Origin of the sequence: Janthinobacterium sp. 64, from assembly GCF_002813325.1 — a bacterium.
Classification (GTDB): Bacteria; Pseudomonadota; Gammaproteobacteria; order Burkholderiales; family Burkholderiaceae_D; genus Janthinobacterium.
In genome coordinates this window covers 3,858,047-3,878,127 of record NZ_PHUG01000001.1, presented here as the reverse complement: position 1 = coordinate 3,878,127, position 20,081 = coordinate 3,858,047, and the positions used below count along the sequence as shown (strand labels likewise).

General features: G+C 65.1%; 18 protein-coding genes. 2 read left to right on the top strand and 16 right to left on the bottom strand.

Going from position 1 to position 20,081, the window contains the following annotated elements; translation table 11 throughout:
- Positions 1-17: 17 nt before the first annotated feature.
- On the top strand, positions 18-1,856 hold the full coding sequence (gene pabB, locus CLU91_RS17000) for an aminodeoxychorismate synthase component I (protein ID WP_100875104.1): 1,839 nt from the start codon (positions 18-20) through the stop codon (positions 1,854-1,856).
- On the opposite strand, the gene CLU91_RS16995 is transcribed toward pabB, so the two are convergent.
- Positions 1,849-2,211 (bottom strand): DUF1428 domain-containing protein, encoded by a 363-nt coding sequence (locus tag CLU91_RS16995; protein ID WP_100875103.1) that lies wholly within the window; start codon positions 2,209-2,211, stop codon positions 1,849-1,851. The two genes, pabB and CLU91_RS16995, sit on opposite strands and share 8 nt — an antisense overlap.
- Before the next feature lie 115 nt (positions 2,212-2,326).
- Positions 2,327-2,905 carry a glutathione peroxidase gene (locus CLU91_RS16990; protein ID WP_100876782.1) on the bottom strand — a complete coding sequence of 193 codons (579 nt, stop codon included), beginning with the start codon at positions 2,903-2,905 and terminating at the stop codon, positions 2,327-2,329.
- Between the two features lie 174 nt (positions 2,906-3,079).
- Between CLU91_RS16990 and CLU91_RS16985 the strand changes: the two genes are divergently transcribed.
- Positions 3,080-4,216 (top strand): extracellular catalytic domain type 2 short-chain-length polyhydroxyalkanoate depolymerase, encoded by a 1,137-nt coding sequence (locus tag CLU91_RS16985; protein ID WP_100875102.1) that lies wholly within the window; start codon positions 3,080-3,082, stop codon positions 4,214-4,216.
- A gap of 6 nt (positions 4,217-4,222) precedes the next feature.
- On the opposite strand, the gene gabD is transcribed toward CLU91_RS16985, so the two are convergent.
- The 14 genes from gabD to CLU91_RS16915 all read right to left on the bottom strand — a co-directional run bounded on the left by gabD (position 4,223) and on the right by CLU91_RS16915 (position 20,054).
- On the bottom strand, positions 4,223-5,677 hold the full coding sequence (gene gabD / locus CLU91_RS16980; RefSeq protein ID WP_100875101.1) for an NADP-dependent succinate-semialdehyde dehydrogenase: 1,455 nt from the start codon (positions 5,675-5,677) through the stop codon (positions 4,223-4,225).
- 92 nt (positions 5,678-5,769) lie between these two features.
- A complete protein-coding gene (locus CLU91_RS16975) occupies positions 5,770-6,612 on the bottom strand; it encodes a PPK2 family polyphosphate kinase (protein ID WP_100875100.1) in 843 nt (280 codons plus the stop codon).
- Positions 6,609-7,031: a CoA-binding protein gene (locus CLU91_RS16970; protein WP_100875099.1), complete on the bottom strand. Its 423-nt coding sequence runs from the start codon at positions 7,029-7,031 to the stop codon at positions 6,609-6,611. Before CLU91_RS16970 ends, CLU91_RS16975 begins: the two co-directional genes overlap by 4 nt.
- 66 nt (positions 7,032-7,097) lie before the next feature.
- Positions 7,098-7,751: a bifunctional 2-keto-4-hydroxyglutarate aldolase/2-keto-3-deoxy-6-phosphogluconate aldolase gene (locus CLU91_RS16965; RefSeq protein ID WP_100875098.1), complete on the bottom strand. Its 654-nt coding sequence runs from the start codon at positions 7,749-7,751 to the stop codon at positions 7,098-7,100.
- Between the two features lie 12 nt (positions 7,752-7,763).
- A complete protein-coding gene (locus CLU91_RS16960) occupies positions 7,764-8,660 on the bottom strand; it encodes an SMP-30/gluconolactonase/LRE family protein (RefSeq protein WP_232730780.1) in 897 nt (298 codons plus the stop codon).
- A 10-nt stretch (positions 8,661-8,670) separates the two neighbouring features.
- Complete coding sequence (gene araD / locus CLU91_RS16955) at positions 8,671-10,401, bottom strand: L-arabinonate dehydratase (RefSeq protein ID WP_100875096.1); 1,731 nt, start codon at positions 10,399-10,401, stop codon at positions 8,671-8,673.
- Positions 10,398-11,411 (bottom strand): 2-dehydro-3-deoxygalactonokinase, encoded by a 1,014-nt coding sequence (locus tag CLU91_RS16950; protein ID WP_100875095.1) that lies wholly within the window; start codon positions 11,409-11,411, stop codon positions 10,398-10,400. Before CLU91_RS16950 ends, araD begins: the two co-directional genes overlap by 4 nt.
- An 84-nt stretch (positions 11,412-11,495) precedes the next feature.
- Positions 11,496-12,266, bottom strand: a complete 771-nt coding sequence (locus CLU91_RS16945; protein WP_157814717.1) for an aldose epimerase family protein — start codon at positions 12,264-12,266, stop codon at positions 11,496-11,498.
- A complete protein-coding gene (locus tag CLU91_RS16940; protein ID WP_100875093.1) occupies positions 12,263-13,444 on the bottom strand; it encodes a XylR family transcriptional regulator in 1,182 nt (393 codons plus the stop codon). The genes CLU91_RS16945 and CLU91_RS16940 overlap by 4 nt, the downstream gene beginning before the upstream one ends.
- Positions 13,445-13,476: 32 nt before the next feature.
- Entirely contained in the window at positions 13,477-14,619 is a 1,143-nt protein-coding gene (locus CLU91_RS16935) for a sugar ABC transporter permease (protein ID WP_100875092.1), read from the bottom strand.
- On the bottom strand, positions 14,616-16,187 hold the full coding sequence (gene xylG / locus CLU91_RS16930; protein WP_100875091.1) for a D-xylose ABC transporter ATP-binding protein: 1,572 nt from the start codon (positions 16,185-16,187) through the stop codon (positions 14,616-14,618). The genes CLU91_RS16935 and xylG overlap by 4 nt, the downstream gene beginning before the upstream one ends.
- A 188-nt stretch (positions 16,188-16,375) precedes the next feature.
- Positions 16,376-17,350 carry a D-xylose ABC transporter substrate-binding protein gene (gene xylF / locus CLU91_RS16925; protein ID WP_099764341.1) on the bottom strand — a complete coding sequence of 325 codons (975 nt, stop codon included), beginning with the start codon at positions 17,348-17,350 and terminating at the stop codon, positions 16,376-16,378.
- A 152-nt stretch (positions 17,351-17,502) separates the two neighbouring features.
- Positions 17,503-19,290: an IlvD/Edd family dehydratase gene (locus tag CLU91_RS16920; RefSeq protein WP_100875090.1), complete on the bottom strand. Its 1,788-nt coding sequence runs from the start codon at positions 19,288-19,290 to the stop codon at positions 17,503-17,505.
- Complete coding sequence (locus tag CLU91_RS16915) at positions 19,287-20,054, bottom strand: SDR family NAD(P)-dependent oxidoreductase (RefSeq protein ID WP_100875089.1); 768 nt, start codon at positions 20,052-20,054, stop codon at positions 19,287-19,289. The genes CLU91_RS16920 and CLU91_RS16915 overlap by 4 nt, the downstream gene beginning before the upstream one ends.
- Positions 20,055-20,081: the final 27 nt, after the last annotated feature.

Sequence of the window (20,081 nt, the reverse complement as noted above, 5' to 3'; positions counted from 1 at the left end):
ACCGCCGCGGCTGTCCCATGCATATCGACTGTTTCGCCCTGCTCGACGACGCCAGCACACCCGGCGCCGGTTCGCGCCTGTACACGGGCCTGGCGGCAGTCTTGCGGTGCACCGAGGGGGAGCAGTGGCAGCCCCTGCTCGAAGGGCTGCAAGAGGCCTTGCAACGCGGCCAGTACGCCGTCAGCGTGTGCAGCTACGAACTGGGCGCGCACTTGCTGGCCATGCCGCCGCGCGCGGCAGGCATCAACGCGCCGCCGCTGGCGCAAGTGCTCGTCTTCGACCATTGCACGCAGCTGTCGCAGGACGAGGTGGCGCAGTGGCTGGATGCGCGCGTCGACGCGGACGCCGCGCCGGCCGGCGTGGCCGCTATCCGCGCGAACGTGGATCAAGCCGAATTTACGCAGACGCTGCAACGCATCCACGACTACATCGTGGCCGGCGACACCTATCAGGTCAACTACACGTATCGTTTGCGCTTCGACGCCTTCGGCTCGCCCCTGGCCCTGTATGCGCGGCTGCGCGCGCGCCAGCCCGTGCCCTACGGCGCGCTGCTGATGCTGCCCGATGGCGGCGCCCTGCTGTCGCTGTCGCCGGAGCTGTTCGTGCGCCATGCGCAAGGCGAATTGACGGCGCGTCCCATGAAAGGCACGGCGCCGGCCGCCCCAGCCGAACAGGTGGAAGAAAACGCGCGCCGCGCCGCCGCCCTGGCCCATGATCCGAAGAACCGCGCGGAAAACCTGATGATCGTGGACCTGCTACGCAACGACATCGGCCGCATCGCCGTCACGGGTTCCGTCCAGGTGCCGGCCCTGTTCGAAGTGACGCGCTACAGCAGCGTGCTGCAAATGACCTCCACCGTGCAGGCGCGTCTGCGCGCCGACGCCAGCCTGGCCGACATCTTCCAGGCCTTGTACCCGTGCGGCTCGATCACGGGCGCGCCGAAACGCCGCACCATGGAAATCATCGCCGAACTGGAACCGGCACCGCGCGGCATCTATACGGGCGCCATCGGCTGGTTCGATCCACCGGCCGCTGGCGCCGCGCACGCCGTGGGCGACTTTTGCCTGTCCGTGCCGATCCGCACGCTGGCCCTGCAAGCGGCTGGCCCTGGCGGCATCCGGCGCGGCGAGATGGGCGTGGGCGCCGGCATCGTGCTCGACAGCGAGCCGCACGATGAATTTGCGGAATGCCAGCTCAAGGCCCGCTTCCTCACGGGCCTCACGAACGACTTTGAACTGTTCGAGACCCTGCATGCGAGCCGCAACGATGGCTGCCGCCAGCAGGAGCGGCACCTGGCGCGCCTGGCCGCCTCCTGCGCCTATTTTAATTTTGCCTGGGATGCCGATGCGGCCCGCGCGGCACTGCAGGCGGCTTGCGCGGCACGGCCCGACGATGCGCCCTTCCGCCTGCGCCTGGCGCTGCGCCAGGATGGCCGGTTGACGACGCAAAGCGGCGCGCTCAGCGCCTTGCCGGACACCGTGAAGGTCATGCTGGCGCCCGACGCCACCACAGCGGACGACCTGTTCCTGCGCCACAAGAGCAGCGTGCGCGCGCGCTATGACGCGGCCTGGCGCGCGGCCGAGGCGCAAGGCGGCTTCGACATGCTGTTTTTTAACGAACGGGGCGAGCTGACCGAGGGCGGGCGCAGCAATGTCTTCGTGCAACTGGACGGCCGCTGGCACACGCCGCCCCTGTCCTGCGGCCTGCTGCCCGGCGTGCAGCGCGCGGCCATGCTGGCCAACCCCGCCTGGAACGCGCAAGAAACCATCATCACGCGCGCCATGCTGGCGCGGGCCGAAGCGATCGTCGTATGCAATGCGCTGCGCGGGGCGATGCCCGCAAAACTGATTACTTGATGTCAACCTGCATTTCATAGCCGCCATAGATCATCCGCTTGCCATCGAACGGCAGCTTGGCCGGATCCATCATCTCGGCCAGGCGCGGGTCTTTCATGACCTTGTCGTTGATTTCATCGCGTTTGGCGCGCGACGCATACACGATCCAGGAAAACACCACCACTTCGCCATCCTGCAAGTCCACCGCCTGCGGGAACGAGGTCAGCTTGCCCGGCTTGACATCGTCGCCCACGCATTCGCGAAATTCCAGCGCGCCGTACTCTCGCCAGACGGCGCCGCAACTGCGCGACATGGCCAGGTAGGCATCGAGCTTGGCTTTCGGTACGGGCACCACAAATCCATCGACATACGCCATGATGTTCTCCTTTGTTGTGACAAACGTGAACAACCAGCTTAGGACAATGATGGCAAGACGACAAGCGCGGCATTAAAAAAAAGCAGGCGATCAAGCCTGCTTGTAGGTCGGCAACTTACAGCGCCAGCGCTTTTTCCACCGCGCCAACGAGTTTCTTGTCGTCCGGCGTCACCTTGCTGGGGAAGCTTTCCACCACTTTGCCGTGGCGGTCGATCAGGTATTTATGGAAATTCCAGGCCGGTGTCTTGCCCGTCTGCTTGATCAGGTCCACGTACAGCGGGTTCGGCGCAGGGCCGGAGACGACGGACTTCGAAAACATGGGGAACTTCACGCCATAGGTGTTGTAGCAGAAATCGGCGATTTCCTTGCTGTTGCCCGGCTCCTGCTTGCCGAAATCGTTCGACGGGAAACCCAGCACCACCAGGCCCTTGCTGCCGTACTTCGCGTACAGCGCTTCCAGCCCTTCATACTGGTTGGTAAAACCGCAATAACTGGCCGTGTTCACCACCAGCACGACCTTGCCCGCATACTGGCACAGGTTTTGCGGCGCTTCATCCTGCAGGCGGTTGAAGGTCTGTTTCAGAATGGCGGGACAGGCCGCTGGCGCGGTATCGGCGGCATGGACCGGCACGGCCAGGCTGGCACTGGCGGCAAGGGTGGTCAGCGCAAACAGCTGGGCAAGGGTCTTGGACATGAAGGGCACCATGGTTGAACGGAAAAAACCATTCTATGTCAAACGCCGCCCACGCGCATGAGGGCAACAACAACAGCGATAGCTTGAGCGACATCAACGACCGTGCAGTACTTGCCCAACGCACAGTTTTTTTACCTATGCTCGGCCTTCCTGCCCTTGCCTTGTGGAGTCACCATGTCCTTCCCGCACCTGACCGCGCACCTGACCACACTAACCACCACCGTGCTGGCCGCCAGCCTGCTCGTCCTGGCGCCAGCAAGCGCACACGCCGCCACGGCCGCCAAAGCCGTCAAGCCCGCCGCGACCAAGGACGTGCCCGCCCTGCCCGCCTACCAGGCTGACCTGAGCCAGACCACGGTGTCCGGCCTGTCCTCGGGCGGCTTCATGGCGGCGCAGTTTGCCGTCGCCTACTCGGCCACGGTGGCCGGTGCCGGCATCATCGCAGGCGGCCCGTATTTCTGCTCGGGCCAGCCGGGCCGCTTTCCCTACATTCCCTACCTGACGAATGCGCTCACCACTTGCATGAATCCGGGCAGCGCGCAGGTGGCGCCGCCCGTGGCCAGCGAATTGCTGCGCGCGGCGAACGATTTTGCGCGCGCCCGTCTCATCGACGACACGGCCAACCTGAAACGCCAGCGCGTGTATCTGTTCAGCGGAACGAAAGACCAGACCGTGACGCGGCCGGTGGTGGAACAGGTGGGAAAATTCTATCAACTGGCAGGCACGCCGGCGGCGCAGATCCGCTTCGTCGATACGGTCGGCGCGGGCCATGCCATCATCACGGACAACAATCAGGACAAGCCTTGCGCCGTGACGGAGTCGCCCTTCATCAACGACTGCGACTATGCGCAGGCCCGCGACATCCTGCAGCACCTGTACCCGGACCTGCAACCGTCGGCGACCACCCTGACGGGCAAGCTGATCTCCTTCAACCAGCGCAGCTTCATCCAGAACGCGTACTCGAGCATGAACAATACGGGCTACGCCTACATCCCGAAAGCCTGCGACAGCGAGAGCTGCCGCGTGCACGTGGTGTTCCACGGCTGCCTGCAAACGACGCAGGCCATCGGCGACCGCTTCTATACCAGCACCGGCTACAACCAGGTGGCGGACGCCAACAAGATCATCGTGCTGTACCCGCAGGCCGAACCGAGCCCCGTCTACCCGTACAACCCGAAAGGCTGCTGGGATTTCTGGGGCTACACCAGCATCAATCCGATCGACCCGGATTTCTACCGCAAGAGCGGCACGCAGATGGAAGCGGTCAAGGGCATGCTGGACAGGTTGGCTGCGCGCCGCGGCTCACGTTAAGCTGCTTTAGATCCCGCCCATGCAGATGTATTTAATGACGAGGTAGTCCTCGATACCATAGGTCGATCCTTCACGGCCCAGGCCCGATTGCTTGACGCCGCCGAAGGGCGCGATTTCGTTCGAGATCAGGCCCGTGTTGACGCCAACCATGCCCGTTTCCAGGCCTTCGGCCACTCTCCAGATGCGGCCGATGTCGCGCGAATAGAAGTAGGCAGCCAGGCCGAATTCCGTGTTGTTGGCCAGGGCGATCACTTCATCGTCCGTCTTGAAGCGGAACAGCGGCGCCAGCGGGCCGAAGGTTTCCTCGGTGGCCACGCGCATGTCGTTCGTCACGTCGGCGATGATGGTCGGCTCGAAGAAGCCGTTGCCCAGCGCATGGCGCTTGCCGCCGGCCAGCAGGCGGCCGCCCTTGCCCAGCGCGTCGGCCACGTGCTCTTCCACCTTGGCGACGGCCTTGGCGTCGATCAGCGGACCTTGCGTGACGCCCGCCTCGATGCCATTGCCCACCTTCAGCTTGGCCACTGCCGCCACCAGCTTGTCGGCAAACGCGTCATACACGCTGTCCTGCACGTACAGGCGGTTGGCGCACACGCACGTCTGGCCCGCATTGCGGTATTTCGAGGCGATGGCGCCTTCCACAGCCGCATCGAGGTCGGCGTCGTCGAAGACGATGAACGGCGCATTGCCGCCCAGTTCCAGCGACAGTTTCTTGATCGTCGGCGCGCACTGCTCCGCCAGCAAACGGCCCACCTGGGTCGAGCCCGTAAACGTCAGCTTGCGCACGATGGGGTTCGACGTCATTTCGCCGCCGATGTCTTTCGGCGCGCCCGTGACGATGCTGAACACGCCGGCAGGCACGCCCGCGCGCTCGGCCAGCACGGCCAGCGCCAGCGCGGAAAACGGTGTCGCTTCCGCCGGTTTCAGGACCATCGGGCAGCCGGCGGCCAGGGCCGGGCCGACCTTGCGCGTGATCATGGCGGCGGGGAAGTTCCACGGCGTGATGGCGGCGCACACGCCGATCGGCTCCTTGGTGATGACCAGGCGGCGGTCCGGCCACGGCGATTGCAGCGTGTCGCCCGCGACGCGCTTGCCTTCTTCGGCAAACCACTCGATGAACGAGGCGCCGAACTGCACTTCGCCCTTCGCTTCCGGCAAGGGCTTGCCCTGCTCGGTGGTCATGATCAGCGCCAGGTCGTCGGCGTTTTCCAGGATCAGGTCATGCCAGCGGCGCAGCACGGCCGCGCGTTCCTTGGCCGTCTTCTTGCGCCAGGCGGGCCAGGCGGCATTGGCCGCCTCGATGGCGCGGCGCGTCTCGGCGGCGCCCATCAGGGGCACCGTGCCGATATGCTCGCCGGTGGCGGGATTGCTCACATTAATCGTCTGGCCACCATCGGCATCGACCCAGGCTCCATTCACGTAAGCCTGGTGACGCAACAAGGTAGGATCTTTCAACTGCAGCATATGGATCTCCGGTCTGGTTTGAATTATCGACGAGGGATACTATGCCACAGCGCGGCCGATTCCGCAGGCGCTGCGCAGAACTGGCCTGACCTCTACTCGACCTTGAAAGACGACAGTTTCGGGTCCGGCGCCGGGTATTCCAGCTTCATGCCCTGCAGCGTTTCCAGCAGCAGCGACGCGACCACCAGATTGCGTTGCGTCTTGGAGTTCGATGGCACCACGTACCACGGCGCGTGCTCGGCATCGGTCTCGCGGATCGCCGTTTCATAGGCGCGCTGGTAGCCATCCCACTTCTTGCGCTGGGCGATATCGTTGGGATCGAACTTCCACTGGCGGTCGGGATCGTCAAGCCGCTCCTGCAGCCGTCCCCGTTGCTCGTCCTTCGAGATATGCAGGAAGACTTTCAGGATGACGGTGCCCGTTTCGCTCAGCATGCGCTCGAAATCGCGGATCTGCGCGTAGCGGCGCTGGCATTCGGCCTTGTCGATCATGTCCTGCACGCGCGTGATCAGCACATCTTCGTAATGGCTGCGGTTGAAGATGGCGATCTCGCCCTTGACGGGCACGTGCTGGTGGACCCTCCACAGGTAATCGTGCGCCAGTTCGATATCGGTGGGGCCCTTGAACGCCACGGCGCGGATGCCCATCGGGTTGATGTTGCTGAAGATGGCCTTGACCGTGCCATCCTTGCCCGACGTATCCATGCCCTGCAGGACCAGCAGCACCTTCTTTTTGTGCTGCGCATACAGCATGCTCTGGCACTCGGCGATCTGCGCCGTCAGAGCCACGGTTTCCTCGCGGTCCAGGGCCTTGCACTGGGCTGGCGTCAGCTTCTTGTTCACTGCCTTGGTGGCGGCGCCCAGCAGGCGCTTGCCGGCGAATTCCTCGTTCAGCTCGAAGCCCTGGCCGGCGCGAAATTGCGTGCGCGCCTTCATGCCGCCACCGCCAGCTTGCGGTGCTCAATTTTTGTGCAGTGGTCCACCACCACGTCCATGCCAGCCGCCCGCGCCAGCTGCGCCGCCTGCTCATTGATGATATCGAGCTGCAGCCACAAACAGCCTGCCTTGACGGCGATGGCTTCCTCGGCGACGGGCAGGATATCCTCGGACTTGCGGAAGCAATCGACGATATCGATGCGCGCCGGCGCCACGGCAGCGGCAGCCTGCGTCAGGGTGGCATAGGCGCGCTGGCCCAGCACTTCCTTGCCGGCGAGGGCAGGATTGACGGGCAGCACGCGGTAGCCATGCTGCAGCAGGTAATCTGCCACTTCATGGCTGGCGCGTTCGGGCTTGTCGGACATGCCGACGATGGCGATGATGCGGCTGTCTTGCAGGATGCGGGCGATGTTGGGCATATTCTGGTCGTAGTTAAGCGTGCGACATTGCCCGCCTAGCGTAGCAGAATTATCCAGGGCAGGGAGCTATCCAGAAGACCTAGAACTCCGCACGGCCGCCATCTTCGCCACGAAAGCTTGCGCGCGCGCCGTCACGGTCGCGTAATCTCCCGTGGCGCCCGGGCCACTGAGGCTGCCGCCGATACCCACGGCCACGGCGCCACTGGCAAACCATTCATTGAGGTTCTCCACCGTGACGCCGCCCGTCGGCATCAGCGGCGCTTGCGGCAGGGGCGCACGCAGGGCCTTGATGTACGCGGGACCGAACATCTCGGCGGGGAAGACCTTGACGATGTCGGCGCCCGCCTGCAGGGCCGTGACGATTTCCGTCGGCGTCATCGCGCCCGGCATGGACAGCACCTGGTAGCGCTGGCACAGCGCGATGGTGTCCACGTTGACGCTGGGCGAAATGATGAACTGGGCGCCGGCCAGGATGGCGGCGCGCGCCGTCTCCGTATCGAGCACCGTGCCCGCGCCCAGCAGCACGTCGTCTCCATGGCGTTCGCGCAGGGTGCGCAGCACGCCCAGGGTATCGGGCGTGGTGAAGGCCACTTCCAGCGCCGTGATGCCGCCGGCGATGCAGGCCTCGGCGATCCGCAGCGCCGCATCGGGCGAGCCGGCGCGCACGATGCCGACCATGCCCCGCTCGATAATGCCCTCGAAAATCGTATGTTTTTGCATTGCTCTCTCCTGTCAGGCCGGCAGGGCGCCAAAGCGCACTTCCGGCAAACCGCGCACGTCCACCTGGCGCGCATGAAACAATCCCCCGGCCAGCGGTTCGCCCGCCAGCTGGGCCGGCGTCAAACTTTCCTGCGCGGTGGTGACGAACAATTCGTCGTAGTGCGGGCCGCCCAGACTCACGCAGCTGGGCTGCGAGACGGGCAAGGTGATCGAGCGCTCGACGCTGCCGTCCGGCGCGAAGCGCAATACGCGTCCCGCGCCCCATTGCGCGCTCCACAAGTGGTCGTGCGCATCGATGGTGGCGCCATCGGCCGCGCCGGGGCCGGGATCGAGCACGGCAAACACGCGCACCCGGCTGGCGTCGCCCCCCAGGTAATCGTCCCAGCGGTAGATCGCCTTCTTCATCGAATCGCAGAAGTACATGGCCGTGCCATCGATGCTGAAGCAGATGCTGTTCGAGATGGCGATGGGCGGCAGCGGCAGGCGCTCCAGGCTCAAGTCCAGGTTGAGGCGGTAAAAGCTGGCGATGGCATCGCGGCACGGGCGTTCATCGAGCGTGCCGAAGACAAAGCGTCCCTGGCGGTCGCAGCGGCCATCGTTCAGGCGCGTCATGGGCAAGTCTCCCTCCACCGTGTGCAAGGGCGTGACGGCCCCGCTGCGCGCGTCAAACCACGCCAGGCGCGAAGCCAGTCCCAGCAGCAGGATGTCGTCGCTGTCCGTCAGCGCGAAGCACGCCAGGCGCTCGGGCATGTCCCAGCTTTGGCGTTCGCCCGTCGCCAGCACCAGCGCATGCAGCTGGCAGCCTTCGATATTCGTCCAGAAAACGCGGCCGCTGCGTTCGCACCAGCGCACGCCCTCGCCGAGAAAATTCTGCGCATCGACCAGCAATTGGGCACGTGTTCCCATCATTTTTCCTCTTTCAGTGAGATTCGCGCGGCACGGCGGAACCCCGGCAACCGACGAGGAAGTCCAGGTCCGCGCCTTCGTCGGCCTGCGTCACGTGCTTGATGTACATGGACTGGTAGCCGCCCTTCATGGCCGGCTCGGGTGCGCGCCACTCTGCGCGCCGGCGCGCCAGCTCGGCCTCGTCGACGTCCAGGTGCAAGCGGCGTCCCGCCACGTCCAGTTCAATCATGTCGCCATCGCGCACCAGGGCCAGCGGCCCGCCCACGGCCGCTTCCGGCGCCACGTGCAGCACCACCGTGCCGTAGGCCGTGCCGCTCATGCGCGCGTCCGAGATGCGCACCATGTCGCGCACGCCCTGCTCCAGCAGTTTTTTCGGCAGTCCCATATTGCCCACTTCCGCCATGCCCGGATAGCCTTGCGGGCCGCAATTTTGCAGCACCATCACGCAACTGGCGTCGATATCGAGCGCGGGATCGTCGACGCGCTTTTTATAGTGCTCGATGCTGTTGAAGACGACGGCGCGGCCACGGTGCTGCATCAGCTCGGGCGAGGCGGCGGAAGGCTTGATGACGGCACCGCGCGGGGCCAGGTTGCCCTGCAGGACGGCGATGCCGCCCTCGTCCTTGAATGGCTGGGCCAGCGGTGTAATCACTTCGGGATTGAAATTTTCCGCTTCGGCCACGTTGACGGCCATGCTGGCGCCCGTGACGGTGAGCGCCTCGCCGTGCAATTTACCCAGCAGGTCGCGGATGATCACGGGCAGGCCGCCCGCATAGTAAAAATCTTCCATCAGGTACTGGCCCGACGGCATCAGGTTGAGCAGGCAGGGAATGTCGCGGCCCAGGCGGTCCCAGTCGGCCAGGCGCATGTCCACGCCGATGCGCCCGGCAATGGCCAGCAGGTGGATCACGGCATTGGTCGAGCCGCCGATGGCGCCGTTGACCATGATGGCGTTTTCAAACGCGTCGCGCGTGAGGATCTGCGACAGTTTCAGGTCTTCATGCACCATGTCGACGATGCGCCGGCCCGTCAGCTGCGCCTGCAGTTTGCGGCGCGCATCGACGGCGGGAATGGCCGCGTTGCCGGGCAGAGTCACGCCCAGCGCTTCGACCATGCTGGCCATGGTGGACGCCGTGCCCATGGTCATGCAGTGGCCGGCGGAGCGCGACATGCACGATTCGGCCTGCTTGAATTCGGCGGACGTCATGCGCCCGGCGCGCACGTCTTCGGAAAACTTCCATACGTCCGTGCCGGAACCGATCGGCTTGCCCCGGTAATTCCCGTTCAGCATGGGGCCGCCCGACAGCACGATGGTGGGCAAGTCCACGCTGGCCGCGCCCATCAGCAGGGCCGGGGTGGTCTTGTCGCAGCCCGTCAGCAGCACCACGCCGTCGATCGGGTTGGCGCGGATCGATTCCTCGACATCCATGCTGGCCAGGTTACGGAACAGCATGGCCGTCGGGCGCAGATTCGTCTCGCCCAGCGACATGACGGGAAATTCGACGGGGAAGCCGCCCGCTTCGAGCACGCCGCGCTTGACCATTTCGGCCAGGTCGCGGAAATGGCCATTGCAGGGCGTCAGCTCGGACCAGGTATTGCAGATGCCGATGACGGGACGGCCATCGAAAGCGTCGCTGGGATAGCCCTGGTTCTTCATCCAGCTGCGGTGTATAAAACTGTCTTTGTCGTCGCCGCCAAACCACGCTTGCGAACGCAAGGGACGCTTGTTCTTGTTGCTGCTCATACTGTCTCCTGCGGGGAAATCAAGCCGCGCGCGGCGGCGATCAGCAGCGCACCGTGACCGGCCAGATGGTCTTGCTGCTGGTCGTCGACGATGATGCGCTTGCCATAAAAAAATCCGTGTTCTTCGATCAGCAGCCCGAGCGCCTGGCGCAGCATGGGTTTACCGGTAATGACGAGCGGGCTATCGGGCCGCATCTGGATGGCCGTGCTGTTGCGCAGCGCCAGCAAGTCGCCGCTGAGGACGGCGCCCATCAGGAAATTGGCCCGCTCATTGCATTCGACAGCACTGAACTGGCCCAGGGTACGCACGCTGAAGCAGGCGCGCGCCAGCCCCGTTTTTTGCGCTGCGGCCGCGCCGGCCAGCAGCATTTTCGGCACCAGGGTGTGCGCAAAACCGCCATCGACCGATTGCTTGATCAGGGTGTGCTGCGTGATCGCCTGCAGCAGTTCGCCCGCGATGGTGGTGCTGCAGCCGAGGATGCGGCGCTGCTCGTCCACGCTGATCAGTTTGGTATGCGAACCGGGCATGATCAGGGTCGCCGCGCCGCGCAACTGCAAGCGATCGAGCAGCGCGACGACTTCCGTCTCTTCGCCGCGCATCATGTCCATCGCCTCGACGTTGTGCAGGCCGACGGCGCCATGCTGGTTGCGCACGCCGGGAATCAGCCACAGGGGCTGCGCCAGCACGTCGGGCAAGTCCACCGCCTGCATGCCTTGCGCCAGCTGGGCCAGGCCGGCGGGCGCCGGCAAATGCGGCACTTCCCGCACGCCCATGGGCGAACTGATCATGCCCGAGGCCAGGGCCAGGTCCACCTCGGACGGCGCGATGCCGGCGCTGGCCAGCACGCTGGCGATGGTGTCGCGCAGCGCTTGTTTCAGCGCGCCGTTATGGCCATCGATGGCGGTATTGCGCACGCCCGTTTCCAGCTGCGCCTGGGCGACGACGGCGCCTGCACGCCACAGCAAGGTACGCGTATTGGTGGTGCCGGCATCGATGGTGAGTATGTTCATGGGCAGGTTCGCAGCGTCGGTCAGGACAAAAATGAATGAGGGAAAAACTACCTCATGGTAGAACTGCCCCGCATATCTGACCAATCACTTATTTGACATCATTGATACCGGTTCGGATATGTCAAACGCGTCGATATCCTGCACGCCCAAACGGTAGGCAAGGCTGAAGCGCATCACCTGTCCCGGCTGCAATTGCACGCCCTGCGCCAGCAGGGAAAAACAGCGCGCATCGGAATATAAATGGCAACTGTCCTGGGTACTGGAAAAACGCAAGACCCTGCCGGAAGCGGGATCGGCCACCCGCGCCGCCTCGCGCAGCTGTCCGCTGCCCGTCCAGTAAAAGTCATGCCCAAATCCCGGCAAGTGCACCAGCGCGGGCCAGGCCAGGCGCGAGGCGAGCGGCGCTGGCTGGCGGAAGTCGAACGCGCTGCCCGCCACGTCAAGCGGAGCGCTGCACGAGTGGCCGCCGGGCCAGTAGCGATCGGCGGCCAGGCGCAGCACATGGTCGCCCACGCTGGCATGATGACACTGCAGATTGAAGCGCGGCGCGGCAAGCGCGAAACGGGAAACCGTCTCGGCCGTGGCGGCGCAGTCGAGGTGCAGGCTGCCATCGTCGTCAAGCCGGTAGGCCAGGCGCACCGACAGGCCGTCTTGCGCCAGGCGCAGCAGCAAGTGGCCGTCATCCGGCGGCGTGCACTGCCAGCCCGTGGGCAAGCGCGCCGCAGGGGGCGCGGCGCCCAGCACATCGGCCAGGCGGCCATAGCGGTCGGGCGCCCACCAGGCCCGCACGCCGGCATCGTGCACATCGATGGCCACGCGCATGCCGCGCGCATTGTGCAAGGTAACAATCGTCATGGCGGCGGCCGGCTGCGCTGCTGGAATTCGCGCGGCGTGCAACCGAGTTCGCGCTTGAAGACGGCATGCATGTACTGCACCGTGGTAAAGCCGCAACGCACGGCCACCTCGGCCACCTGCCCCGGCCCGCGCGCCAGCAGGGTCTTGGCCGCATCGAGCTTGAAATGCAGGATCTCGTCGTGCACGCTGCGCCCCAGCTCGTGGCGGAAGTGCGCTTCGAGCGAAGAGCGCGACACGCCCACGTAATCGGCCACCTGCTCCGTCTTGATGCCCTGGCAGGCGTACTGGCGGATGAAGTGGCGCGCCTGCATCACCTGCGGATGCTGGAAAGGCTGGTGGCGCGTGGAGGCGAGCACGTTCAGGCCAGCCGGCGGCACGAGGATGCGCGTGCCGGACAGACGCGCGCCATTCAACATCTGGTGCAGCAGATGCGCGGCCGTGCGGCCCATTTCCTCGGTACCCTGGATCACGGAACTCAAGGGAATGCGCGTGAGCATGCGCGCCAGCGGGTCGTTGTCGATACCGATCAGGGCAACTTGCTCCGGCACGGCGATGCCCGCGTGCATGCACGCTTGCAGCAGCTGGCGCGCGCGCGCGTCGCTGACGGCGATGATGCCGACGGGTTTTTCCAGGCTGTTGAGCCAGGCGATCTGCTGCTCCACTGCTTCGTCCCAGGACGGCGCGCTGGTGGCGACGCCCCGGTACACGTCGGCGCGCATGTGGTCGCGCTCCATCAAGGCGCAAAACGCCGTCTCGCGCTCCTGCGCCCAGCGGTTGACGTCAGCCTCGGGCAGGCTGAAACAGGCGAAACGCGTCAAGCCCGCTACCACCAGGTGTTCATAGGCCAGCTTGACGATCTTGAAATTGTCGGTCGCCACGTACGGGATGCCGGCCGGGTAGTCTTCCTCCCGCGCATACGAGCCGCCCACGGCCACCACGGGCAGGCGGCTGTGCGCCAGCGCCGCGCAGACGGCGGGATCGTCGAAATCGGCGATGATGCCGTCGCCCTGCCAGCGCTCGATGCCGGGCAGGCGGCAGCGAAAATCCTCTTCCAGGAACAGGTCCCACGACACGCGCGTGGTGTTCAGGTAGGCGGCGATGCCCGCGATGATGTCGCGGTCATAGATCTTGTTCCCGTTGAACAGCAGCGCGATCCGGTGCGCGGTCGGCATCTTCATGGTGTCTCCTCCCGTGCCAGATCGTTTCACGGCTATCTACGCCCCGCTCGCGTGCTGACATCGACCCACACGGCCAAAGTGAGGATACTGCCTTTCACGATCATCTGCCAGTAGGTGTCCACGTCCAGCATGGACATGCCGTTATCGAGGCTGGCCATGACCAGCGCGCCGATCAGGGCGCCGTACACGGTGCCCGAGCCGCCGCGCATCGAGGTGCCGCCGATGAAGCAGGCGGCGATGGCATCGAGTTCGCTGAAGGTGCCGGCCGATGGGGAACCGGCCGCCAGGCGGCCCGTATTGATCAGGCCAGCCAGCGCGCACATCAGGCCCATGATGCCGAAGATCCACAGCTTGACGGCTTTCACGTTGATGCCGGACAGGCGCGTCGCTTCCATATTGCTGCCCACGGCGTAGATGCGGCGGCCAAACACGGTCTGGCTGGTGATGTAGCTGAACAGGCCCAAGAGCGCCAGCAGCAACAGCACGGGCAGCGGGATGCCTTCATAGCCGTTCAGGGTTTGCACGAAGGCGTACAGCACGGCGCCGATGACGGCCAGGCGCAAGCCGTCGGCCCACGGCGCCGTCTGCGGCAAGCCATGCTGCGCGCGGCTGGCGCGCGCGCGCCACGTCAAAAAGGCGGCCAGCAGGAACAGGCCGATGCCCAGCACGATGCCGGGCACCGCGGGCAGATAGCCCTGTCCCAGGTAGACCATCGGCTCGGAAACGGGCGCGATGGTGATACCGCCCGTGATGCCGAGCAAAACGCCGCGATACGCCAGCATGCCGCCCAGGCCCACGATGAAGGATGGGATGCCCCGGTACGCCGTCAGGTAGCCATTGAGCAAACCGATCACCAGGCCGCAGCCGAGTACGGCCGCCAGGTTCAAGGCCAGCGGCCAGTGCTGCGTGACGTCCAGCACGGCGGCGATGCCGCCGAGTAGCCCCAGCAGGGAGCCGATCGACAGGTCGATCTCGCCGGCGATAATCACCAGCACCATGCCGCAGGCGAGGATGCCGGTGACGGACATCTGGCGCAGCAGGTTAGACAGGTTGCGCGGCGTGAGGAAACTGCCCTGCGTCTTCCACGAAAAGAAGGCCCAGATCAGCGCCACGGCGATCAATAGGGCCAGCATCTTGTATTGGGTGAACAGCTGTTTGATACTGTGCGGTTTCATGCTGCGGTTTCCTTGTTTGCGGTGTTGGCGGCGGGCGCCGGACGCTGGTCGAGCGCGGCCGCCAGCACGGTTTCCTGGCTCAGGCCATCGTTGATAAAGTCGCCGCGCAGGCGGCCTTCGCCCATCACCAGCACGCGGTCGGACACGCCCAGCACTTCGGCCAGTTCCGACGAGACCATGATGATGGCCACGCCCTGGTCGGCCAGCGCCAGCATCAATTTGTAGATTTCATATTTGGCGCCCACGTCCACGCCGCGCGTGGGTTCGTCGAGGATCAGTACGCGCGGGCGCGTCAGCAGCATCTTGGCCAGCACGGCCTTTTGCTGGTTACCGCCCGACAGGCTCGTGATGGGCAGCGACGGGCTGGCCGCCTTCAGTTCCAGCTGGGCGATCTCGCCGCGCACGGCCGTCAATTCCGCCTCGCCATCGATGCGCGTGGCGCGCGCGAATTCCTCCAGCACGGCCAGGGTGATGTTCTGCCCCACGTCGAGGTCGGGCACGATGCCGTGGTGCTTGCGGTCTTCCGGCACCATGGCCAGGCCCATGGCGATGGCCTTTTGCGGCGAACGGGTATCGATCTTGCGGCCATCAAGCCACACTTCGGCCTGGCACGGCCCCTGGTAGGCGCCGAACAGGGCCGAGACCAGCTCCGTGCGCCCCGCCCCCACCAGGCCGGCGATGCCGAGGATCTCGCCTTTGCGCAGGGTGAATGAGACGTCGTCGACCCGCTTGCGCTGCGGGTTGTCGGCATCGATGCACGTTACGTGGCGCGCCTCGAACAGCACTTCGCCGATAGGTGCTGGCTGCGCGCGCTGCGGATACAGCTGGCTCATTTCGCGGCCCACCATCTGCGCGATGATGCGCTCGACGTTCATCTGCGCCATCGGCGTGGTGGCGATATGCTTGCCGTCGCGGATGACGACGATGGTGTCGCAGATGGCCGCCACTTCATCGAGCTTGTGCGAAATGTAGATGCAGGTGACGCCCTTGGCTTTCAGCGCGCGCAGGATATCGAGCAGCACGGCGATTTCCGACGCCGTCAGCGACGACGACGGCTCGTCGAGGATCAGCAGGCGCGCATTCTTGTTGAGCGCCTTGGCGATTTCCACCAGCTGCTGGTGGCCGCCGCCGTAATTCATCACGGGCTGCGCCACGTTCAGTTCGGGAATTTTCAGTTCGCGCAGCAGCTCGTCGGCGCGCTTGTACATGGCCGCGTAATGCATGCGCCCGCCGGGCAGGGTGAGCTCGCGGCCCATGAAGATATTCTCGGCCACCGACAGCTGCGGCACCAGCATCAGTTCCTGATGGATGATGATGATGCCCGCGTCTTCCGTGTCGCGGATCGATTGCGCGCGCAGAGGCTGGCCCTCCCACAGGATCTCGCCATCCCAGGTGCCGTGCGGGTACACGCCGGACAGCACCTTCATCAGGGTCGACTTGCCGGCGCCATTCTCGCCGCACAAGCCGATGCACTCGCCGGCCCGCACCTGCAGGTCGATGCCGTCAAGCGCGCGGACACCGCCAAACTGTTTGACGATGCCTTTCATTTCAAGCAGATAGTCGGACATGCTCACTCTCGTTGCGGATACGGAAAAAATGACGGATGACGGCCGATGCGGGCAATCGCAGGAGTAGGTCGGCTTAGCGCGCAGCGCGTAAGCCGACACCGCCACCGGCGTTGCCGGAGTCGGCGATTGTCGGATTACGCTGCGCTAATCCGACCTACTGCCAACGCGAACCGACATCAAGCGGGCAATCAATTACCCAGCTGCGCTTTGGTATAAAAACCGTCATCGACGAGAATGTTCACATTCGCCTTGGTCAGCGGCGTTGGTTTCAGCAGCACCGTGCTGACTTTTTTCAGGCCGTTGTCATAGCTGGAGTTGTAGGCCGGCTTTTCATTGCGCGCCAGCTGGATGGCCAGCTTGGCCGCTTCCGATGCGATGGTTTTCAACGGCTTGTAGACCGTCATCGACTGCGTGCCGGCGATGACGCGTTTCACGGCCGCCAGGTCGGCATCCTGGCCCGAGACCGGCACCTTGCCGGCCAGTTTTTGCGCAGCCAGGGCCTGGATGGCGCCGCCGGCCGTGCCGTCGTTCGAGGCGACGATGGCGTCGATCTTGTTGCCGTTGGCCGTCAGCGCGTTTTCCACGATGGACAGCGCTTCGGTGGCGCTCCAATCCTTCACCCACTGCTGGCCGACGATCTTGATGTCGCCCTTGTCGATGAACGGTTTGAGTACCTTCATCTGGCCTTCGCGCAGCATCTTGGCGTTGTTGTCGGTCGGCGAGCCGCCCAGCAAATAGTAATTGCCCTTCGGCTGCAGCTTGGTCACGCCTTCGGCCTGCATCTCGCCCACTTTCTCGTTGTCGAACGAGATGTAGGCGTCGATATCGGCGTTCAGGATCAGGCGGTCATACGACAGCACCTTGATGCCGGCCTTTTTCGCTTCCTTGACGGTGTTGTTGAGCACAGTGGCGTTGAACGGTACGATCACCAGCACGTCCACGCCGCGCGAGATCAGGTTTTCGATTTGCGAAATCTGGCGCTGCTCGCTGGCGTCGGCCGATTGCACGAAGACCTTGGCGCCCTGCTTCTCGGCGGCGGCGATGAAGAAATCGCGGTCGCGCGTCCAGCGCTCCACGCGCAAATCGTCGATGGAAAAGCCAATCTTCGGGTTTTTCGCATCGGCCAGGGCAGCGCTGCTGCTCAATGCCAGCATGGCGGTCATGATGGCTGCACTGATGATCTTGTTCATTGTGTGTCTCCTTGTGGATTTTATTAACAACGTTTTTTCACTACGGGTACTGCTGAAAAATTTTATGTCTGTGGTGGTGTCGGCTTACGCGCGGAGCGCTAAGCCGACCTACCCCGACCTGCCTGCTAATGGTTATGGCGCGGCAGGGTCTGGCCCACGGCGCGGTATTTCAGCGCCAGCTCCATGCAGGCGCCCGTTTCCAGCTGGCCCACGCTGGCGCGGTAGAGCTCCTGCCACGGCGTGGCGCTGTCGTTGACGGACGGCGGCAGCTCTTTGGCGCGGAGCGCCAGCTCAGCCGCATCGACCAGCATGTCGCACTGGCCCGCGTTCAAGTCCACGCGGATGATGTCGCCCGTGCGCAGCAGCGCCAGGCCGCCGCCCACGGCGCTTTCCGGCGACGCGTTCAAAATCGACGGGCTGTCCGAGGTGCCCGACTGGCGCCCGTCGCCCAGGGTCGGCAAGTTCAGAATGCCGGCCTTGAGCAAGGCGTCGGGCGGCTGCATGTTGACCACTTCGGCCGAACCGGGCCAGCCCACGGGACCGGCGCCGCGCATGACCAGCATGCAGCTGTCGTCGATGTCGAGCACCGGGTCGTTGATGCGCGCGTGGTAGTCGGCAGAACCATCGAAAACGATGGCGCGCGCCTCGAATACGCCTTCGCTGCCGGGACGCGACAGGTAGCGCTCGCGGAAAGCGGGCGAGATCACGCTGGTCTTCATGATGGCAAAATCAAACAGGTTGCCCTGCAAGGCCATGAAACCGGCCTTTTCCTTCAGCGGCGCCGTAAACGGGCGGATCATCTCGCGGTCCGCGCTTTCGCGTCCGGCCAGGTTCGCCGCCATCGTCTGGCCCGTGACCGTCAACCGGTCCGCGTGCAGCAAGCCCGCCTGCTGCAGCTCCCACATCACGGCCGGCACGCCGCCGGCGCGGTGGAAGCGCTCGCCCAGATACTTCCCGGCCGGTTGCATGTTCAACAGCAGCGGCACGTCGTAGCCGTGTTCCATCCAGTCGCTCGAGTGCAATTCCACGCCCGCATGGCGCGCCATGGCCATCAGGTGCGGCTGGGCGTTGGTGGAACCGCCGATGGCCGCGTTGACGATGATGGCGTCCAGGAACGCCTCGCGCGTGAGAATGCTCGACGGGCGCACGTCCTCATGCGCCATGGCGACGATGCGGCGCCCCGTTGCATAGGCGATCTGGCCCCGTTCGCGGTACGGCGCGGGAATCGCCGAGCAGCCCGTCAGGGACATGCCCAGCGCCTCAGCCAGCGCATTCATGGTCGATGCCGTGCCCATGGTGTTGCAATGGCCGGCCGACGGCGCCGAGGCGGCGGCGATCTGCAGGAATTTGTCGTTGTCGATCAAGCCGGCGGACAGCTGGCGGCGGCCCTTCCAGATGGCGGCGCCGGAACCGACCAGTTCGCCGTCCATCCAGCCGTCGAGCATGGGGCCACCCGACAGCACGATGGCGGGAATGTCCACCGTGGCGGCGGCCATCAGCTGGGCCGGCGTCGTCTTGTCACAGCCCGTCGTCAGCACCACGGCGTCGATCGGGTAGCCATGCAGGATTTCCACCAGGCCCAGATACGCGAGGTTGCGGTCCAGCGCGGCCGTGGGACGGCGGCAATTTTCAAAAATCGGGTGCAGCGGGAATTCCATCGGGATGCCGCCCGCGTCGCGGATGCCGTCGCGCACGCGCTGGGCCAGTTCCAGGTGGATGCGGTTGCAGGGGCTGATGTCGCTGCCGCTTTGCGCAATGCCGATGATGGGCCGGCCCGAGCGCAGTTCCTCGGCCGTGATCCCATAGTTCATGAAGCGCTCCAGGTACAGCGCCGTCATGTCGATGTGGTCGGGATTGTCGAACCAGTCCTGCGAGCGGAAGCGCCGCGCCGGGTGTTTATCCGAGGTGCTCATGCGCCGTACCAGCCTGCGTCGACGTAGTATTCGCGTCCCGCGCACTTGGCCGCATTGTCGGACGCGAGGAACAGCGCCAGCGCCGCCACGTCTTCCGGCTCCACGCGCAGCTGCAGGCATTGGCCCTGCAGGATCACGGCTTCCGCTTCCGGCGTATGCCACAGCTTTTCCTGGCGCGGCGTGCGCACGGCGCCGGGAATGATGCAGTTGACGCGGATGCCGTCGACGCCCAGGTCGCGCGCCAGGCCGCGCGTCAAGCCCTCGATGCCGGCTTTGGCCGTCATGTAGATCGACAGGCGCGCTTGCGCCAGGTGCCAGGAAATCGAGCCCAGGTTGAGGATCACGCCACTGCCCTTGGCGCGCATGGCCGGCGCCACGGCCTGGGCGCAGAAATACTGGTGGCGCAGGTTGACGGCCATGCGCTCGTCCCAGTAGGCGGGCGTGACGTCCTGCAGCTGGTGGCGGTCGTCATTGGCCGCATTGTTGATGAGGATATCCGTGGCGCCCGCGCTGTGTGCGATCTCGGCGAAGGTAGCGGCCAGGGCGCCCAGGTCCGTCAGGTCGCAATAGCGGAAAACGGGCGGCTGCGGCAGGTGGGCCAGCTTGTCCTGCAGCGCCAGCGACGCCTCGCGGGCGATATCGAGAAAAGTGACGTGGGCGCCCTGGCGCGCGAACGCCTCGACGATGGCCACGCCGATGCCGGTGCCGCCGCCCGTGATGACGACGCGCTTGCCGGCCAGGCTAGGGTAAGTTGCATGCTGCATGGTGTCTCTCTTTTTAAAATAATCGGA

Coding starts and splice junctions, on each gene's coding strand:
- pabB (WP_100875104.1), top strand. CDS start 18: ATGCATATCGACTGTTTCGCCCTGCTCGACGACGCCAGCACACCCGGC.
- CLU91_RS16995 (WP_100875103.1), bottom strand. CDS start 2,211: ATGGCGTATGTCGATGGATTTGTGGTGCCCGTACCGAAAGCCAAGCTC.
- CLU91_RS16990 (WP_100876782.1), bottom strand. CDS start 2,905: ATGTCCAAGACCCTTGCCCAGCTGTTTGCGCTGACCACCCTTGCCGCC.
- CLU91_RS16985 (WP_100875102.1), top strand. CDS start 3,080: ATGTCCTTCCCGCACCTGACCGCGCACCTGACCACACTAACCACCACC.
- gabD (WP_100875101.1), bottom strand. CDS start 5,677: ATGCTGCAGTTGAAAGATCCTACCTTGTTGCGTCACCAGGCTTACGTG.
- CLU91_RS16975 (WP_100875100.1), bottom strand. CDS start 6,612: ATGAAGGCGCGCACGCAATTTCGCGCCGGCCAGGGCTTCGAGCTGAAC.
- CLU91_RS16970 (WP_100875099.1), bottom strand. CDS start 7,031: ATGCCCAACATCGCCCGCATCCTGCAAGACAGCCGCATCATCGCCATC.
- CLU91_RS16965 (WP_100875098.1), bottom strand. CDS start 7,751: ATGCAAAAACATACGATTTTCGAGGGCATTATCGAGCGGGGCATGGTC.
- CLU91_RS16960 (WP_232730780.1), bottom strand. CDS start 8,660: ATGATGGGAACACGTGCCCAATTGCTGGTCGATGCGCAGAATTTTCTC.
- araD (WP_100875096.1), bottom strand. CDS start 10,401: ATGAGCAGCAACAAGAACAAGCGTCCCTTGCGTTCGCAAGCGTGGTTT.
- CLU91_RS16950 (WP_100875095.1), bottom strand. CDS start 11,411: ATGAACATACTCACCATCGATGCCGGCACCACCAATACGCGTACCTTG.
- CLU91_RS16945 (WP_157814717.1), bottom strand. CDS start 12,266: ATGACGATTGTTACCTTGCACAATGCGCGCGGCATGCGCGTGGCCATC.
- CLU91_RS16940 (WP_100875093.1), bottom strand. CDS start 13,444: ATGAAGATGCCGACCGCGCACCGGATCGCGCTGCTGTTCAACGGGAAC.
- CLU91_RS16935 (WP_100875092.1), bottom strand. CDS start 14,619: ATGAAACCGCACAGTATCAAACAGCTGTTCACCCAATACAAGATGCTG.
- xylG (WP_100875091.1), bottom strand. CDS start 16,187: ATGTCCGACTATCTGCTTGAAATGAAAGGCATCGTCAAACAGTTTGGC.
- xylF (WP_099764341.1), bottom strand. CDS start 17,350: ATGACCGCCATGCTGGCATTGAGCAGCAGCGCTGCCCTGGCCGATGCG.
- CLU91_RS16920 (WP_100875090.1), bottom strand. CDS start 19,290: ATGAGCACCTCGGATAAACACCCGGCGCGGCGCTTCCGCTCGCAGGAC.
- CLU91_RS16915 (WP_100875089.1), bottom strand. CDS start 20,054: ATGCAGCATGCAACTTACCCTAGCCTGGCCGGCAAGCGCGTCGTCATC.